Origin of the sequence: Micromonospora sp. NBC_01739, assembly GCF_035920385.1 — a bacterium.
Classification (GTDB): Bacteria; Actinomycetota; Actinomycetes; order Mycobacteriales; family Micromonosporaceae; genus Micromonospora.
On record NZ_CP109151.1, the window covers coordinates 917,125 to 935,456 of the forward strand.

Annotated in this window: 13 protein-coding genes; all 13 read left to right on the forward strand. The window is 70.6% G+C overall.

Going from position 1 to position 18,332, the window contains the following annotated elements:
- Nucleotides 1–167: 167 nt before the first annotated feature.
- The 13 genes from OIE53_RS04045 to OIE53_RS04105 are packed head-to-tail and all read left to right on the forward strand — an operon-like array spanning nt 168 to nt 18,324.
- Nucleotides 168–1,961, forward strand: coding sequence for a non-ribosomal peptide synthetase (locus OIE53_RS04045; protein ID WP_327025204.1), 1,794 nt, complete (start codon nt 168–170; stop codon nt 1,959–1,961).
- Nucleotides 1,958–3,391, forward strand: coding sequence for a condensation domain-containing protein (locus OIE53_RS04050; RefSeq protein WP_327025205.1), 1,434 nt, complete (start codon nt 1,958–1,960; stop codon nt 3,389–3,391). The genes OIE53_RS04045 and OIE53_RS04050 overlap by 4 nt, the downstream gene beginning before the upstream one ends.
- Entirely contained in the window at nt 3,388–6,474 is a 3,087-nt protein-coding gene (locus OIE53_RS04055; RefSeq protein WP_327025206.1) for a non-ribosomal peptide synthetase, read from the forward strand. Before OIE53_RS04050 ends, OIE53_RS04055 begins: the two co-directional genes overlap by 4 nt.
- Nucleotides 6,468–6,788 (forward strand): phosphopantetheine-binding protein, encoded by a 321-nt coding sequence (locus tag OIE53_RS04060; RefSeq protein ID WP_327025207.1) that lies wholly within the window; start codon nt 6,468–6,470, stop codon nt 6,786–6,788. The genes OIE53_RS04055 and OIE53_RS04060 overlap by 7 nt, the downstream gene beginning before the upstream one ends.
- On the forward strand, nt 6,785–10,216 hold the full coding sequence (locus OIE53_RS04065) for a thioester reductase domain-containing protein (RefSeq protein ID WP_327025208.1): 3,432 nt from the start codon (nt 6,785–6,787) through the stop codon (nt 10,214–10,216). The genes OIE53_RS04060 and OIE53_RS04065 overlap by 4 nt, the downstream gene beginning before the upstream one ends.
- A complete protein-coding gene (locus OIE53_RS04070) occupies nt 10,213–11,079 on the forward strand; it encodes a 3-hydroxyacyl-CoA dehydrogenase family protein (protein WP_327025209.1) in 867 nt (288 codons plus the stop codon). Before OIE53_RS04065 ends, OIE53_RS04070 begins: the two co-directional genes overlap by 4 nt.
- On the forward strand, nt 11,076–11,351 hold the full coding sequence (locus OIE53_RS04075) for an acyl carrier protein (RefSeq protein ID WP_327025210.1): 276 nt from the start codon (nt 11,076–11,078) through the stop codon (nt 11,349–11,351). Before OIE53_RS04070 ends, OIE53_RS04075 begins: the two co-directional genes overlap by 4 nt.
- A complete protein-coding gene (locus tag OIE53_RS04080) occupies nt 11,344–12,444 on the forward strand; it encodes an acyl-CoA dehydrogenase family protein (protein ID WP_327025211.1) in 1,101 nt (366 codons plus the stop codon). The genes OIE53_RS04075 and OIE53_RS04080 overlap by 8 nt, the downstream gene beginning before the upstream one ends.
- Entirely contained in the window at nt 12,441–13,406 is a 966-nt protein-coding gene (locus OIE53_RS04085; RefSeq protein ID WP_327025212.1) for a 3-oxoacyl-[acyl-carrier-protein] synthase III C-terminal domain-containing protein, read from the forward strand. Before OIE53_RS04080 ends, OIE53_RS04085 begins: the two co-directional genes overlap by 4 nt.
- A complete protein-coding gene (locus tag OIE53_RS04090) occupies nt 13,406–14,518 on the forward strand; it encodes an HAD-IIIC family phosphatase (RefSeq protein ID WP_327025213.1) in 1,113 nt (370 codons plus the stop codon). Before OIE53_RS04085 ends, OIE53_RS04090 begins: the two co-directional genes overlap by 1 nt.
- Complete coding sequence (locus tag OIE53_RS04095; protein ID WP_327025214.1) at nt 14,487–16,085, forward strand: amino acid adenylation domain-containing protein; 1,599 nt, start codon at nt 14,487–14,489, stop codon at nt 16,083–16,085. Before OIE53_RS04090 ends, OIE53_RS04095 begins: the two co-directional genes overlap by 32 nt.
- Complete coding sequence (locus OIE53_RS04100; RefSeq protein WP_327025215.1) at nt 16,082–17,383, forward strand: MFS transporter; 1,302 nt, start codon at nt 16,082–16,084, stop codon at nt 17,381–17,383. The genes OIE53_RS04095 and OIE53_RS04100 overlap by 4 nt, the downstream gene beginning before the upstream one ends.
- Nucleotides 17,380–18,324 carry a hypothetical protein gene (locus tag OIE53_RS04105; protein WP_327025216.1) on the forward strand — a complete coding sequence of 315 codons (945 nt, stop codon included), beginning with the start codon at nt 17,380–17,382 and terminating at the stop codon, nt 18,322–18,324. Before OIE53_RS04100 ends, OIE53_RS04105 begins: the two co-directional genes overlap by 4 nt.
- The last annotated feature ends 8 nt before the right edge of the window (nt 18,325–18,332 follow it).

Sequence of the window (18,332 nt, forward strand, 5' to 3'; positions counted from 1 at the left end):
TCAACCTGACCTGCCTGGGTATCGGTCAGATCATAGGGGCTCCCTCGCCTGCGTGCATTACCCCAACGTGTTGAACAGTGCACGATCGATGCGTGAACGGTGCCTGAACGGTGCACGCCGATTCGACCATTGAGCGTCGGGTTGACCGAGCGGATGGGGGCGCCGAGGTGAATCGAGACAACGATGCCGCAGATCAGAATGTCGCGTGCCTGGTGCAGCAGTGGGCCGCTGTCCAGCCCGCCGCGCCTGCCGCATGCGACGGCACCTCGTCGGTCCTGACCTATGCGCAGTTGTGGGAGCGCGCCGGTGAGGTCGCCGACCAACTGGCCGGCGGCGGTGTCGCTGCCGGTGAGTACGTCGCTGTCCGGGGGCCCCGTTCGCTAGATCTGCTTGTCGCCGTCCTCGGCATCGTCCGGGCCGGCGCCGCGTACGTCCCGCTGGACGCGCACGCGCCGGCCGAGCGAATCGGCGCGATTCTCGACGAGACGGCCGCACGCGCGGTGGTCGACGTGCACAACGGGGCGCTGACCGTCGAGTGGACGCGGCAGGCCGGGCACCTCGGCGAGGCCGGTGCATCACGCACGCGAAGCGCTGACGATCCGATCTACGTGGCGTACACCTCGGGTTCCACCGGCCGGCCGAAGGGTGTCGTCATTCCGCACCGGGCGGTGCGCCGGCTGGTGTTGGACCAGCCTTACTGCCCGCTGGCCCCCGGCGACCGGGTCGCCAACTCCTCCAACCCGGCGTTCGACGCGACGACCTTCGAAATCTGGAGCACCTGGTGCGCTGGTGCCACCGTCGTGGTGCTGCCCGCCCTCACCGACCTTGGGATCGAGAGCTGGGTCGAGGAGACCCGGCGGCTCCACATCACGACGATGTTCCTGACCACATCGCTGTTCCACGCGGTCGCCCGCGAGCGGCCGGACGCGTTCCGGTCGGTACGGGATCTGTTGGTGGGTGGCGAGCAGATGGAGATCGGCGCGGCCCGCGCCGTGCTGGCCTCCGATCCGCCGAAGCGGTTGATCAACGCTTACGGGCCCACCGAGACGACGACTTTCGCCAGCTTCTTCACCTGTACGCCCGCCACCCTGAACGGCCTCGATCAAGTCCCGGTGGGCTTCGCTCTGGAGAACACTGACCTGTCCATCGTGGACGAAAATGGGCACGGGGTGAGCGACGGCGAGGTCGGCGAGCTGTGGATCGGTGGCCCCGGCGTCGCCACCGGATACCTGGGACAGGACGATCTGACCGCTCAACGCTTCGTTTCGGACCCACGGACCGGACGAACCATGTACCGCACCGGTGACCTCGCTCGTCGGCGATCCGACGGGGCGGTGGAACTGCTCGGCCGGCGCGACCGCCAGGTCAAGATGCGGGGTTACCGCATTGAGTTGGAGGAGATCGAGCGAGCCGCTACCGGCACCGGCCTGGCCGCCGCAGCTTTCGTCGAGCGGGTGGGCGAGGGGCCCTCGGCCATGCTCGTCGGCTTCGTGCTGCCCCCGGCCAATGCGTCTGTCGACCTGCCCGGGTTGACCGAGGCGCTCAGCCGGCGGTTGCCGGACTACATGGTGCCGGCGCGGTGGGTCGAGCTGACCCACCTGCCCGTCGGTCCCACCGGGAAGGTCGACCGTGACTACCTGAGGGCGCTGCTCGACGCCGACGCCCGGGAGTTGGAGCCGACGCCGGAGGTGGACGATCCGGTACTCCAACAGGTGCGGGTGATCTGGCGCGAGGTTCTCGGCCGGCCCGGCGTGTCCCCCGGGGACAACTTCATCGACCTAGGCGGCAACTCGATCCTGGCCGTACAGGTGATGTCGCGACTTCAGCAACAACTGTCGGTCGAGGTCGAGGCGGCGGACGTGCTGCTGGCGGATTCCATGGCCGACCTGGCCAGGTCCCTTCGATCCGGGGCGCGGACGCCCCTCACCAGTCACCTCGATCTTCAGCGGGAATCATCGTGATCACAGCGAATGTCGAACCAGTCCTGCGACCCACCGGTCTGTCCAAGGCCCCGCTGTCGCACGCCCAGCAGCGCCTGTGGTTCATCGACGCAGCCGACCCCGGCGCTGCCACGTACAACGTTCCGCTGCTCATGCGTTGGCTCGAGCCGCTCGATCCGGCGGCGCTGTCCGCCGCGCTGACCGCGGTGGCCGACCGACACGCGGTGCTGCGAACCCGGTATCACCTCGTCGAGGGTCAGCCCGTCCAGGAAGTGACGCAGAGCGTGACTCCTCGTCTGGACGTGGTGGATCTGACGGGCGACCCCGATGCCGAAGACCGGCTGCACACCGAGGCCGCCGCGGCGGGGTGCGAGCCATTCGACCTAGCGGGTGGAATTCCGGTGCGCTGCCGGGTGTGGCGGGGCGTACCCGGGGGAGACGCCGCCCTGATCACCTTCCACCACATCGCCATCGACGGCTGGTCACTGTCGGTGTTCTTCGCCGATTTGGAGGAGGCGTACGCCGCGGTGCTCGCCGGGCGTCCCGTCGAGTGGGCCGAGCCGGAGATTCGGTACATCGACTTCGCCGTCTGGGACCGTGAGGTCACCGGGGGCGACGCCGCCCGCAACCGGCTCACCGCCCGCGCCGCCGAGCTGCGCCCGTACGCCAGTCCGCTGGTACTCGGGCTGGGGGAGGTACGCCGGGGCGGGGCCCCGACCCGTCCGGGCGGGCAGGTGGTGTTCGAGGTCGGCGACCCGCTGCGCGCCGAGGTCCACGGCCTCGCGGCCCGGCTGCGCGTGACCCCCTTCGTCGTTCTGCTCGCGGCCTACCAGGAGGTGCTGCGGCGCTGGTCGGGACGGAGCGAGTTCCTCGTCGGTACGGTCACGGCCAACCGGCCCCATCCGGCCACGGAGAAGCTGGTCGGCTTCTTCGTCAACACCGTGCCGCTGCGCTGCGCGCCTCAGGCGGAGGATTCGTTCAGTGCCCTCTGCGGCGAGGTCCGCAAGGAGGCCTTCCGGTCGCTGACCCACCAGTTGATCCCCTTCGACCAGCTCAGCGCGGAGATCGGCGGCAACGGCCCACTGGTGCAGGTCGGCTTCGCGCTGCAGAACATGCCGGCCTGGGACTCCGTCCGACCGCGTTGGGGGGCGCCGGTCCAGCTTCCCACCGGGACGGCGAAGTTCGACCTGCTCCTCATCCTCGAGGAACGGCCGGACGCCATCGTGGGCACCGTCGAGTACGCCGACGACATGTACTCCTCGGACCTCGCCGTCGAGTTCGCCGGGCACTTTCAGGTGTTGCTCGCCGCCGCGGTGGCCAACCCCGACCAGCAGGTGTGCCATCTGCCCCTCACCAGACGGGAGCCAGACCTCGTGCCGCCCTGCGTACTGATCGGCCCGGTCAGCGATCTCGCTGGAGCCCGTGCGGCGATGATCGGGGGAGCGGCGTGACCACCATCGCGGACCTGGTCGTAGCGCAACTGCGCTCCCGCGACATGACGGCCGTGCGCGTTGGCCAGACCAGTCTCTCGTCGGCTGGCCTCGACGCCTGGTCCGGCGCGGTCGCCTCCCACCTGCAGGGCCGGGGGACCGGTCGGGGTCACTTCGTGCCGGTGCTCGCCGCGCGCGGCGGCGCCCTCGTGGCCGGCTGCCTGGGCGTTCTGCGCAGTGGCGCGGCATTCGCCCCGCTGAGCCTGGACACCCCGAAGCATCGGCTGCGCCACATCCTCAGCGAGCTCGACGCACGAGTGGTGCTCACCGACGAGGCAGGCCGGTCGATGCTCGACGAGCTGGCCGTGGACCTCACTCTGCTGGAGGACCTGCGGGGGGTGGACGGGTTGCCGGCGGCCGTGGGCACCGAACCCGACGACCCGGCCGTCGTCATCTACACCTCCGGCACCACCGGCCGGCCCAAGGGCGTGCTCGTGCCGCACCGCGGGTTGCTCAACACGGCGCTGTGGTGGGCCGCCGACAACGCGCTGACCGTGTCGGACCGGGTGCTGTGCACCTGGTCGACGGCGTTCGACGGGGCGACCTTCGAAGCGTTCCGCACCCTGGTCAGCGGTGCCACCCTGGTCTACGCCGACGACCTCGAGCGGCGCGACCCGAGGGCCCTCACCCGCCTGGTACGCGGCCCGCTCGGGGCGACCGTGACCTCCATGACCCCCAGCCTGGCCAGGGCGATGTTGGACAGTGACGAAGGTGGCCCGACCACGCTGCGCACGCTCTATCTCGGCGGTGAGGCGGTCACCCGTCAGCTCGCCAAGGACTGCAGCGAGGCGTGGGGCGTCGAGGTCCGCAACATCTACGGCCCCACGGAGGCGTCCTGCATCGGCACGTTCGCGCCGGTCGACCTGGCCGAGGAACGGCCGCCGATCGGCGGCCCGCTGCCCAACACCCGCGCGTACGTGCTCGGGCCCCACGGGGAGGAACTGCCCAGGGAGGTCCCCGGCGAGCTGTATCTGGCGGGTACCGGCATCGCCCTGGGCTACCTAGGGCAACCGGAGCTGACGGCGGCGGCCTTCCGGCCCGACCCGTACTGCGACGAGCCGGGCGCCCGGATGTACGCCACCGGCGACCGCGCGGTGCTGCGCCAGGACGGCGCCATCCTCTGCCTCGGGCGGGTGGACGACCAGGTGAAGATTCTGGGCCACCGGGTGGAGCCGAACGAGGTCGCGCGCCTCATCGAGGAGCAACCGGGCATCCGCGGCGCGGTGGTCCTCGCCGAGGGGGAACCTCGTCGACTTGTCGCATTCGTCGAACTCGACGACGTCGACGCGCCGTCCAGCCGAGAGGACGTCCTGCGCCCACTGCAGCGCTGGCTGCCTCCGGCCGTGCTGCCGACCGAGGTGTACGCCGTGCCGGCGATCCCCATGACGGTCAACGACAAGGCCGACCTGACGGCGCTGCGTGGGATGCGGGATGTGCGACTGGCCCACGCCGCCGGACCCAGCGTGCAACTGCACGGGGACGAACTGCGCGCCGCGCGGATCTTCGCCACCGCACTGGCCGGCACCGGGCAGAACCGGCGTCCGGTCGACGCCCTGGCCCTCGCGCCGGACACGGACTTCTTCGTGCTCGGCGGCCACTCGCTGCTGGCCGTCAACATGCTCGCGGCCGCCGAACGGCAGGTGGGCCACCCGCTTCCGCTCGGGCAGTTCCTCGCCGAACCCACGGTCGCCGGTCTCGGCCGGCTCCTCGCCGGCGGGCGTTCCGTGACAGCCGAGGCCCCGACGTCCGACGAGGTGTACCCGGCCTCCTCGGCGCAGCGCCGGTTCTGGCTGATCGACCGGGTGGAGCAACTGCGCAGTGCGTACCTCGCACCGACCGTGCTCGAGTTCGACTCCGCCGGATTCGGTGACCGCGACGTGGAACTGCTCGCCGAAGCCACCCGCCAGGTGCTCGCACGGCATCCGGCGCTGCGTTCCCGGTTCCGGCTCGACACCACCGCACGGGCGGTGGTCTACACCACCGACGGCCCGCCTCCACCACTCCAGATCACCTCCGCGCGGGGCTGGGACGAGCAACGGCTGGCCGCGCACCTCGCGACCGCCTGTTGGAGCCCGTTCGACCTGGCGGAGCAGGCACCGGCCCGCGCCGAGATCCTCGTCGGCGAGGAGGGGGTGCTGCTCATCCTGGCCATCCACCACATCGTGATCGACGGCTGGGGCCAGGCCGAGTTGCTCGACCAGATCGCGGCGGTCTACCGGGCCCGCCGAGATGGGGCCACCGCTGACCTGCCGCCGGCGATTCACCCCGCCGCGGTGCTGACCGGTAGCCCGGTGCCGGCGGCGGAGTCGGTGCTGGCTCACCTGCGCGGCGCGCCCACCGACATCGAGCTGCGGCATGACCGGCCACGACCCACCGTCCAATCGACCACCGCCGCGACCCGGACTCGCACCCTGGACGAGGGGCTCGCGGCGCGGCTGCGGGAGACCATGAACGACCTGGGCGTCACCACCTTCATGACGACCGCGGCCCTCCTGGGGGCGGTGCTGGCAAGGTCCGGCGGGCAGCGGGACTTCCTGTTCGCGTTCCCGTGGCTGGGCCGCGAGACGGGCGAGACCGCGCATGCGGTCGGGATGTTCGTCAACACCCTCGTGCTGCGGGTCGACCTGCGGGGCGAGCCCAGTTGGCGAGAGCTGCTGGGCCGGGTCCGGGACAGCGCGATGACCGCCTACCGCGCCGCTGCGGTGCCGTTCGACGCGGTGGCCGCCGCCATCCACCCCGGGCGGGACCTGAGCCGCCCACCCGTCACACCGGTGTACCTCGCCGCCCTGGATGCCCCTCCGGCCATCCCGGACTTCGGGCCGGACGCCACCGTACGGTTCCGCCAACTCGTCCCGCTGCACCTGAAGTACGAGCTGGAGCTTGTCGCGACCGACCTCCCGGACAGCGTCTCGTACACCGCGACCTATGCGACCGGCCTGTTCGACGCCGCGACCATCGACGCCCTGCTCGACAGCATCGAGCGCTGCGTCACCGACCTCACCACCGATCTGAACGCTGGAGTCACGAAGGAGAGCTCGTGGTAATCGTCGAATCAGAGATCGTCGAGAAGGTGCGGCGCGCCTGGGAACAGGTCCTCGACGTGGCGCACGTGCCACTGGACGTGTCCTTCTTCGAGGCCGGCGGCGACTCGCTGCTGCTGATCCTGCTGCTCGACCAGCTCAATCCGCTCGCGGACGGCCGGCTCGACGCCGCCGACCTGTTCCAGCACACCACCGTCGTGGCGCAGGCCGACCTCATCTGCGGTGGCCGTGCTCCGGTGACTCGGGCGAAGGTGGGGCCCGGCGAGCGCTCAGCCCTGTTCAATCGCGCCCGCCGTGACCCGAAGGACAGCCAGTGAGCAGCACCGACATCGCGATCGTGGCAGTCGGTTGCCGATTCCCCGACGCCACCACACCGGAAACGTTCTGGCGCAACCTGGACAGCGGGCTGGTGTCCACCCGGCCGCTGGACGAGGAGACCCTCCGGACGGCCGGGGTCAGCGACGACACCCTGCGGGATCCGGCGTTCGTCCGGGTCGCCGCCACCCTGCCGGAGGCGGCGGACTTCGCCTCGGAGTTCTTCAACTATCCGCCCGCCGAGGCGGAGTTGATCGACCCCCAGCAGCGACTGTTCCTCGAGGCCTGCTGGGAGGCGCTCGAGTCCGCCGGGCATCCCGCCCGTCCCGACGGGCCGGTGACCGGCGTCTTCGCCGGGGGCGCGTCGAGCACCTACTCCTCGGCCGTGTTCGCCGCGAAGGTGCGCGAGTCGGGCCTGGCTGCCGCGGTGGACGACATGGGGCTGCACCTCGGTGGCCTCGGCGACTTCCTCAGCTCCCGGGTGGCGTACAAGCTGGGCCTGCGGGGGCCGAGCGTCGGCGTCCAGACGGCCTGTTCGTCGTCCCTGTACGCCCTGCACTACGCAGTGCTCAGCCTGCTGTCCGGTGAATGCGACATCGCGCTGGCCGGTGGTGCCACCGTGCTGGAGCCGGTGATGGGCTACCGCTACCAGGCGGGTGGGCTGATGTCGGAGGACGGCTTCTGCCGCGCCTTCGACTCCCGGGCCACCGGCACCTCGTTCAGCTCCGGGGTAGGGGTCGTGGTGCTGCGGCGGCTGACGGACGCGCTCGCCGACGGCGACAACGTCCTGGCGGTGGTTCGCGGCTCCGCGGTGGGCAACGACGGATCCGCCCGCTCCGGATTCACCGCGCCGAGCCCGTCCGGGGTGGCCGACGTGGTCAGCGGGGCGCTGCGGGTCGCCGACGCCTCCGGACGCGACCTGCGCTACGTCGAGGCCCACGGCTCGGGCACCGCGCTCGGTGACCAGATCGAACTGCGCGGGCTCAGCGACGGCCTGCGGCATTACGGTGCCGACACCGGTTACTGTGGGCTGGGTTCGGTGAAGGTGAACATCGGCCACCCGGGGCCGGCTGCCGGCATCGCGGGCCTCATCAAGGCCGTGCATGTCGTGCGGACCGGCAACCTTCCCCCGCACCCCTTGTTCCGGCATCCGCGTCACCCGGGCATGCTCGCCGAAAGTCCGTTCTTCGTCAGCACCGAGTCAGGGCACACCGCCGACCCGGCGCGACTCGTCCTGGTCAACTCGATGGGCCTCGGTGGCACCAACGCCGCCGTGGTCCTGGCACCGCCCCCCGCGCCGGTGCGGCCCAGCGCGCCCCTTCGGCCGACGATCACCCTGATGCTCTCCGCCCGCAACCGCGGCGAGCTGGACGCCATGTCCCGTAATCTCGCCGACCGGCTGGAACAGGGTGAGCTGCCTCCGGCCGACGTCGCGCACACCTTGCGGGTGGGACGCCACGACTTCGATGTGCGCCGCGCCGTCGTCGCGCCACCGGAGCGGTTGGCGGCCACGCTACGGCTGCCCCGGCCGCCGGCCGCCCGTACCGTTACCTCGACCGAACGAGCGGTCACCGTGGTGGCTGGCGACTCGTCCAACGCTGTGGTGGAGCGGCTCCGGCGGGTCTTCGGCGCCGACTGCGAGGTCGCCGACAGGGTTCCCGAGGTCGTACCGCCCGGTCGGTTCCTCATTCAGGTCGGGGCCGGGGAAGCCGGTACCGATCGATTCGTCCTGCCTGCTGACGCGGACGACGTACAGATCGAAGCGGCTGTCACCGCCGCCTGGCTGCACGGCGTACGGGTGGACTGGGAGCCACTGAGTCGCGGCACCGGACGGCGGGTGGCCCTGCCGACGTACCCGTTCACCCGTCGGCGGCACTGGATCCTCGACCGGTACCCGTCCGCTGCGGAGGCCTCCGCCCCGGCCACCGGACCTGCTCCGGCGCTGCCGGCCGGCACGGGCTCCGGTGAGGTCGAGGACGAGCTGCTGGCGATCTGGCGTGACCTGTTCGGCGTCGAGGGCATCGGCGTCGACCACGAATTCGGTGCCCTGGGCGGATCTTCCCTGCTGTCGGTGCAGATGGCGCTGGAGGTGCAGCGACGCCTGGGGGTGCTGGTTAACCTGCACCGCGCCGGCGGCAGCCGAGCGACGATCCGTCGCATCGGCGAGATCGTCCGTGGGGTCCGGGCCGGTGCCGCGCGGGGGGCCGATGACATCGATCCGATCGCGGACGGCGACGGGGAGCTGATCGACCTCGATCTGCAACTTCCCCTGGGCGAGGTCAACCCGCGCCCGGCCGCCGGCACCGATGTGCTCCTCACCGGCGCTACCGGGTTCCTCGGTACCTTCCTGCTGCACGAGCTGCTCAAGGCTAGTGCCGGCCGGGTCTACTGCATCGTGCGGGCCGAGGACGAGGATCAGGCGTGGGCCCGGCTCGACGCCGCTGCCACCTCCCTCCTCCTGCCGGCACCGGACCGGTCCAGGGTCCACCTGGTCCTCGGCGACCTCAGTGACGTGGGCACCCTGTGTGAGACGTACCGGAACGGCGAGTTGGCTCGACGCGTCGGCACGGTCGTGCACTGCGCCGCGAAGGTGGTGTTCACCGAGCCGTACCGGGTGCTGCGTACCGACAACGTGCTGACCATGGTGGAACTGCTGCGCTGGATGCGCCGGCACGGCATCGCGGACTTCGGCTTCGTCTCCACTGTGGCCGCCACCCATCACGCGCTGGGCGCGGACGGCAGGATCCTGGAGACCCGGGAACAGCCGCTGGACCCCCAGCAGGGCGGGTACGGCGTGGGCAAGTGGGTGTGCGAGCGGATCCTCGAACGGAGCGAAACCGACGGCATGCGGGTCCGCATCTTCCGTCCCGGTTTCATCCTCGGTTCCACCGAGACCGGCGCCTGCAACCACAAGGACCTGGTGTGGCACATCGCCGCCAGCGGCCTGGCGGTGGGTGCCCACCCCATGGACGACCGGGCCATGCCGATGGCCCCGGTAGACCTGGTTTCCCGGGCGATCGCCGAGCTGTCCCTCGACCCGGGCTCCGCAGGCCGGGTGTACCACTTGACCGACGAGGTCGCGGTGAGCCCACAACGCCTCTTCGCGCTGCTCACCGAGGTCGGGCTTCCCACCACCGCGGTCACCCCTGAGGAGTGGCAGCGGAGGGTCGCCGACCGCTCCCTGGCCACCGGCAACGAACTCCTCGCCACCATGGCCCTCTACGAGTTGGAGGGGCACGCCCTCGGCGAGCGCGACCTGGAGGCGGTCGCCTGGCGGCGGTGGCTAGCCGCTCGTGGCCTGGACCCGGCACCGACCGGTGACCTGCTGCGCCGCTGCCTGACCTTCCTCGCCCGCACCACCACCAAGTTCGGCGAGCTGATCGCCGAGGACCTCGAGTCCGCCCAGAAGATCGAAGTGGGGGCGCCGTGACCAGCACCGCATTCGCACACCGGCTCGCCGTGGTCGGTGCCGGGACGATGGGTACCGGCATCGCCGCGCTGGCGGTCGGCCACGGTATACCCACTGTGCTGATCGACATCGACGAGGCTCAGCTGGACCGGGCCCGGTCGGAGGTCTTCCGGCTGACGCGGTTGGGTCAGATGATGGGCGGCCTGCCGCGCGGTGCGCAGGCCGGCGAGCTGGTGACGACCGGGCTGGTCGGGGACCTGGCCGAGGCCACCGCCGTCGTGGAGTGCGTCACCGAACGGGCCGACCTCAAGGCTGAGGTGCTGGCCGAGGTTACCAAGGTCGTGGCGCCCGGCACTCCGGTGCTGAGCAACACCTCGGGGATCCCGGTCGACGAACTGGCTGAGGCGGCGGCCCGGCCGGCCGACGTACTCGGTGCCCATTTCATGAACCCGCCGTACATCATCCGGGCGGTTGAGGTGATCCGGGGCCGGCGCACCAGTCCCACCGCGCTGGAACGCGGCCTGGACCTGCTGACCAGCGTCACCCGGGAACCGATCGTGGTCGGTGACGCGCCCGGCTTCGTCATCAACCGCATCCTCCAGTGGAGCATCAACCGGGCGGCGCACCTCGTGGAGGAGGGGGTGAGTACCCCGGCCGACGTCGACGCGCTCTTCGTCGGCTGCCTGGGTCACCGCACCGGCCCGCTGGCTACCGCCGACCTCATCGGCCTGGACAACGTCGTGGACTCCCTCTGGGTCCTACAGGAACGCACGGGCGACGCCGGGTACCAGCCGGCGCAGCTGCTGCAACGCATGGTTCGGGAAGGCAAGCTCGGCCGCAAGAGCGGTCAGGGCTTCTTCGAGTACGGAGGCACCCGCTCATGACCGCGTCAATCGACCAGAGCACCGACGCCTGGGTGCAGTCGGAACTGCTGGCCTTCCTGTCGGCCCGGACGAAGACAGAGCTGGAGCCGGACCGCGACCTGTTCGCCTCGGGACTGGTGTCGTCGCTGTTCGCGATGGAGCTCGTGGCGTACGTCGAGGACCACTTCGGCGTGGTGGTCGGTGGAGACGACCTGCGGCTGGACACCTTCCGCACGGTCGATCGGATCACCGCACTGGTGCGGCGACTGCGGTCGGAGGCGGCAGGTGGGTGACGACCTGACCCGCACGGTCGCCGACCTGGTCGCCGGACGCGCCGACGATTGGGACCGGGCCGGTGAGATTCCCCGATCGGTGATCCGGGAGCTGGCCGGGCAGGGGCTGCTCTGCGCCGAGGTGGACGTCGCCTACGGCGGGCTGGGGCTCTCCAGCCGGGACAACGGCGAGTACACCGCAGGGGTCGGTGCCATCTGCAGCTCCCTGCGCAGCCTGATGACCTCGCAGGGGATGGCCGCCTGGGTCATCCAGCGCTTCGGTGACCAGGGGCAGCGCAGGGAGTACCTCACCCGGCTGGCCGGCGGGGACACCGCGGCGGTCGCGTTCAGCGAGGCCGGCGCGGGAAGTGACCTGACCAGCATGCGCACCCGGGTCACCGTCGAGGGTGACCGTGCGGTGGTGACCGGGCAGAAGGTGTGGGTGACCGGTGCCGCCTACGCCGATCTGCTGGTGGTGGTCGGTCGGTACGGTGACGGCGGCGCCGCCGTGGTGGTGCCGACCACCTCGCCCGGCGTGCGGGTCGAACGCATCGCCCAACCGCTCGGCTGTCGCGCGGCCGGGCACGCGATGGTGACCCTCGACGAGGTCGTGCTGCCCGCGGCGAACGTGCTGCGCGGTGCCGGTCAGCCGCTGAGCTGGCTCGTCACCTCCGCCTTGAGCTACGGCCGCCTGTCGGTGGCGTGGGGGTGCGTGGGAATCCTGCGCGCCTGCCTGGCCGCCGCGACCGGGCACGCCCGGGTCCGGGAACAGTTCGGCAAACCGCTGGCCCAGCACCAGTTGGTCGCCCGGCACCTAGCTGAGCTGTTCGTGGCCGAGCAGGTGGCGACCCGCATGTGCGAACACGCCAGCCTGTGCTGGGACTCCAACTCCCTCGATCTCGCCGCCACCGTGGTCGCCGCCAAGCATGTCGCCGCCCGCGGGGCCGCGCGGGGCGCCGCGACGGCCGTGCAGGTGCTCGCCTCCGCCGGCGCGGTGGACGGCTCCCCGACCGCACGGGCGTACCGCGACGCGAAGCTCATGGAGATCATCGAGGGCAGTAACGAGATCAGTCAGCTGCTGCTCGCCGAACACGCCCTGGCGGTGACGCCATGACCGCCATCGGCATCGGGGCTGTGCACTGCCTGCTGCCCGACACCCAGCAGAAGGTCCTCGACCTGCCGGAGTTCCCCACCCTCGGCCATGAGGAGGCGGAGTTCGTCCGTGGCAGCGGGGTGTCGACGGTGGGACTGTTCGAGAACGCGACGGCAGCGGAGCTGGCCGCGAAGGCTTGCCGGGAGGTGTCAGCGGGCGGGTCGCCACCACCGGAGATGCTTCTGCTCGTCGCCCCACGCTCGCCGGACGTTCTGCTCGGCTCGGACGCCTGCCGGGTGCAGGCCGACGCCGCGCTGACCTCGGCCTTCGCCTTCGAGGTCGACGGCCTGGGCTGCACCGGCTCCAGCGCGGCCTGGGCACTCGCCCGGGACCTGCTGGTCGCCGACTCCAGCCGCGACACCATCATGATCGCCCACGGCAGCCGCCCCACCGGGGTGGATCGCATCCGGTTCCCGGTGGCGGTGATCGGTGACGGCGCGTACGCCATGACCATGGTGCGCGGTGGCCGGCCGGCCCTGCGCGCCCACCGCATGCAGACCGACGGCAGCTTCCACGACCTCTTCCGAGTCGACTACAAGCAGGCCCCCTGGTACGAGTGGCGCGAGGAGTGCCTCTCGCCCGACCGCTACCGCTTCGACCTGGCGATGCACAGCAGGCTGCGGCTGAGCAAACTGGTCGAGGGAGTGCTCGCCGACGCGGGCGTCGACAAGGGCGGGGTCGCCGCGACCCTCATGCAGAACGTCACTGCCAGCGCGTTCGACTTCTACGAGACGCTGCTCGGCCTGCCCATCCATCAGGTGTGCCGAGACAACCTGGCCCGGTGGGGTCACCTCGGCGCGATGGATGTCGTGCTCAACCTCCAGGATCTGCTCGCCACCGGCGAGGTGGCCGAGGGTGACCTCGTCCTGGTGCTCAACAACAGCCCGGTCGCCGCCTGGTCGGCGACCATCTGGGAGGTGTGATGACCCTCGACAACGGCCCCGCCACGATCAAGTGTCTCGTCTGGGACCTCGACAACACCCTGTGGAAGGGAACTCTGCTCGAGGACGGTGAGGTCCACCTCAGTGACGAGATCCGTCAGATCGTCATCGATCTGGACGCCCGGGGCATCCTGCAGTCGGTGGCCAGCCGCAATGACCACGACGAGGCCTGGGCCCAACTGGAGAAGCTCGGGTTGGCGGAATACTTCGTCGTTCCGCAGATCAGTTGGGGACGCAAGTCGGACGCGGTGCGTCATATCGCGGACACGTTGAAGTTCGCCCAGCACACCATCGCTTTCATCGACGACCACCCGGCCGAGCGGGCGGAGGTCGCCTTCCACCTGCCGGAGGTCCGGTGCTACCCGGCGGAGGAGGCCCTCCGCCTCGCCGAGCTGCCCGAGTTCAACCCGCCGGTGATCACCGCCGACTCTCGGCGACGCCGTGAGATGTACCAGGCGAGCAACCGTCGGGACACCGAGCGCGCCAGCTTCGACGGGCCGGAGGAGGAGTTCCTGCGCTCGCTCGACCTGCGGATGGGCATCGACCGGGCCACCGACGCGGACATCGCGCGGCTGGAGGAACTCACCCTGCGCACCAGCCAGATGAACGCCACCGGGGTGCACTACTCGGAGGAGACACTGCGGGGGATGGTCGCCACCGGCGGCCACGACGTGCTGGTGGTGTCGATGACCGACCGGTTCGGCCCGCACGGCGCCGTCGGCGTGATCCTCCTGGAGCGGTACCCCGGGGTCTATCACCTGAAGCTGCTCGCCACCTCATGCCGGGTCGTCGCCTTCGGCGCCGGCGCGGTGATCCTGCGGTGGCTGACCGATCAGGCGGCTCGGGCCGACGCTCACCTGGTCGCCGATTTCCGACGCAGCGACCGCAACCGGATGATGGAGGTCGCCTACCGGTTCGCCGGCTTCGACGAGCAGCCCTGCGACTGCCTCGCCGCGCTTCCTGCCGCGGACGACCTGCAACGGCTGCACCTGTCGCCGCAGCCCCAGCTCGCCCCGACGACGATCACCGTTGTCGCGGTCGACCTGAGGGGCGGTGACGAAGTTGCAGCCGACTGGACCTGCGCTCTTACCTGAGGAAACCCTGTACGAGTGGTTCGCCGCGTCGGCCCGACGGTGGCCGGACTCCGAGGCGTTGCGCATCCGCCGATCCTCCATCAGCTACCGGCGGCTGGCGGACCTCGCCGACACCATCGCGGCGTACATCGTGCGTGAGCACGGCGCCGTGCCCCGGCGGGTAGCGCTCCTGGCCTCGCGCAGCATCGTCGCGTACGCCGGTTACCTGGCCGTACAGCGTCTCGGTGCCGCCGTCGTCCCGCTCAATCCGCGCTACCCGGCCGTCCGCAACACCACCGTCTGCGAGATGGCCGAGGTGGACCTGGTCCTGTCCGACGGGGCCGTCGCCGCTGCGGTCGCCGCCGAGCTGCACTCCCACGTGCTGACCGTCACCGACGAGGAGCTGCTGGCGGCGCACGTCACGCATGCGCTGCCCCCCTACCGCACCGCGCCGGACGATGTGGCCTACGTGCTGTTCACCTCGGGCTCGACCGGGCAGCCGAAGGGGGTGCCCATCCGCCACCACAACCTGTCCGGGTACCTGGCGCACAACATCGACCGCTACCGGGTACGCCCCGGCTGCCGGATGTCGCACACCTTCGACCTGACCTTCGACCTGTCGGTGTTCGACCTCTTCGTCACCTGGGGCGGCGGTGCGGCCCTGATCGTTCCCACCCGCGACGAACTGCTGAGCCCGGTCGACTACCTGGTCGAGCACGCGATCACGCACTGGTTCTCCGTCCCCTCCGTCATCACGGTGACCGGTGGGCTCGGAAACCTGCCGGCCGGGCGGGTGACCGAGCTGAAGTACGCGATCTTCTGCGGCGAGCAGCTCACCTACGCCCAGGCCCGAGCATGGCGGGGGGTAGCGCCGCGCGCGATCGTCGACAACGTGTACGGGCCCACGGAACTGACCCTGGCGTGCAGCGAGTACCGCCTGGGTCCGGATCCGGAGACCTGGCCGCCGACCTCCAACGACACCGTGCCGATCGGCGCCGTCTACCCGTCGCTGGAATACCTCGTCGTCGACGAGGACGGGGTCCCCGGCAGCGAGGGAGAGTTGGTGGTACGCGGGCAGCAACGTTTCACCGGATACCTCGACCCGGCGGACGACCGGGGCCGTTTCTGCACCCTCGACGACCGGGGGGTGGTCACACCGACCCTGGGGAGTCCCTCGGCGGCGGACTACTACCGCACCGGGGACCGGGTCCGGGTGGAACATGGCCAGCTCGTGCACCTGGGTCGGCTGGACAACCAGGTGAAGATCCGGGGGTACCGGATCGAGCTGGGTGAGATCGAGGCCGCGCTGCGCCACCATCCCGCGGTCGACCACGCCGTCGTCGTCGCGGCTCCCCAGGGTGAGGACGTCGTGCTGGCCGCCTTCTACACCGGCGGGATGGTCGCCGACAACGAACTGCTCACCTGGCTACGCCGTCGGGTCCCGGTATATATGGTCCCCCGTCGTTACCGTTGCCTCACCGAGTTTCCACTCAACAGCAACGGCAAGGTCGACCGGGGTCGGCTGCTAGCCCTCCTGGCCGCTCCGTCACCGGAAGCCGAACGCTCGACCGCGGGGGTGCGTACGTGAAACTGCTAGAACATCTGGTCCCGCCGCAGGGTCCGGTGCGGGTGCTGGCCGTCAGCAACCTGGCCCGCACATTCGGCAACGGCATTCTCCTCTCTGTCAGCGTTCTGTACTTCATCCGCTCGGTGGGTATCTCGCCGACCCGGGTAGGGCTAGGCCTGTCCCTCGCCGCCGCGTTCGGCATGCTGATCAGCATCCCGGCGGGCCATGTCGCCGACCGGCTGGGCGCCCGCAACACCGCGATAGCTTTCGTCGCCCTGCAGGGCGCGTTGGTCTGCGGGTACACCTTCGTCGGCGGGTTTACGAGCTTCGTGGTCCTGGCCGCGCTCGTGGTCGGTGCGGAGGCGGGAGCCGACGCGTCACGGGGGGCGCTGGTCGCCCAGGCGGTTCCCCGGGAGCAGCGGGTGAAGGCTCGGGCCTACCTGCGCTCCGTGACCAACATCGGCATCTCGCTGGGCACGGTGGTGGGTGGCGTCGCGCTACAGCTCAACACCGGTGCCGCCTACCGGACGATGCTGCTGGTCAGCGGTGCCGCCTTCGTCCTCGGCGCCCTGCTCTTCCTGCGTCTGCGCAACGAGCACATCACCCGGCACGAGGAGAAGGCCTCGGTCGGGCTGGTGCTCAAGGACCGGCCCTATCTCGCCGTTACCGCGTTGACGGCGATCCTGGCCATGAACGACGGGCTGCTGACGGTGGCCCTGCCGCTCTGGATCGCGGACCGAACGGACGCACCGGTAGCTGTGTTCTCGGCGATCCTGCTGGTCAACACCATCATGGTGATCCTGTTCCAGGTGCGGGCCAGCGCCGGCGCCGAGACCGTCCAGGGCGGTGCCCGGGCGCTGCGCCGCTCCGGGCTGCTTCTGGCGGTGTGCTGCGGGTTCTTCGCCCTGGCCGCCGGGGCGCCGGCCTGGCTGGCGGTGGTCGTCCTCATCATCGGAGCGCTCATCCACGTGCTCGGGGAACTGCTCTACGCCGCCGGTTCCTGGGCGCTGTCGTACGAGCTCGCACCGGAGCACGCGCAGGGGCAGTATCAGGGCCTGTTCGGTATGGGGGGCAAGGTGGCCAAGATGGTCACCCCGGCGATCACCGCGGTCCTCATCATCGGCGTCGGCCGCCCCGGCTGGCTGATCTTCGGCGCCCTGCTGTTCGCCGCAGGCGCGATAACACCATTCGTGGCGCGCTGGGCCGAGCGCACCCGCCCTCCTGCCCGCGACGCCGCCGCCGCACCCGCCACCAGCGTGGACAGCGGCATGGGCTCGGTCCCCGGTACACCCCCACGTCAGGAAGAGGCCGCGCGATGAACGAGACCTACCGGGAGATCTACGGGATTTCAGTGCACTGCGTAGCGGATCCACGCGCGGCCACGGTGGTGGACGCCTTCTTCGGCGCGCCGGTAGCGCCACGCGCGGACGCGCCCAGCCTCAGGCTGACCGTCCGGGTGGTGGACCATCCTGCCGCAGCCACCGCGGAGCCGCCGCACACCGAGGAGGTGATCGCCGCTGATCCGATCATCATCGACACGGGCGGCTCCAGGTGCGAGTTCGACGTGGCAGCGGGGGTCGCCAGGGTGACCCTGTGCGCGGCGGACCTCACGAACCCGATCGTGTGGGGTCGGTGGATCTTCGAGCGACTCGCGCTGTACCTGGTGTGTCGCTCCTCGCGGCTCTACCCCCTGCACGCCGGGGCGTTCGTCGCTGACGGGCACGCTGTGCTGGTCAGCGGGCCCACCGGCATGGGTAAGTCGACCTTCGTCCACACCGCTCTGCGGCACGGCGCCGAACTCGTCGGCGAGGACATCATGGTCCGTGACCTGCGTGACGAGGTACCGGGACGGCTGTGGGGTTACCCCCAGGCCCTCTACGTCACCCCGGAGCGGCTAGCCGGCAACGCGGACCTGGCGCAGGCGGTGACCGCACCGGTCAACGACGGCGAGAAGCTTCGCGTGACCATCAGCGGACCGCTGGCCGCCAGGCTGCGGTCCTCGGTCGTGCCGGACAGCGTGGTTTTCCTGAGCCGCGGAGACGCCACCATACGGCCGTTGACGGTCGACGAGGCGGTGCAGCGATGCCGCGACGACTTCGCCACCGGCAAGGCCGATCCGGTGCTCCTCGGTGAAATCGAAGACGACCTGCGGAGCTTGCTGGCCGACCGACTGATCTGGGAGTTGGCCATGTCGAGCGACCTCGACGCCAGCTACGACCGGCTGTTGGACATGGTGCGCTCACTCGCACCCACGAACTGAACGGAGAC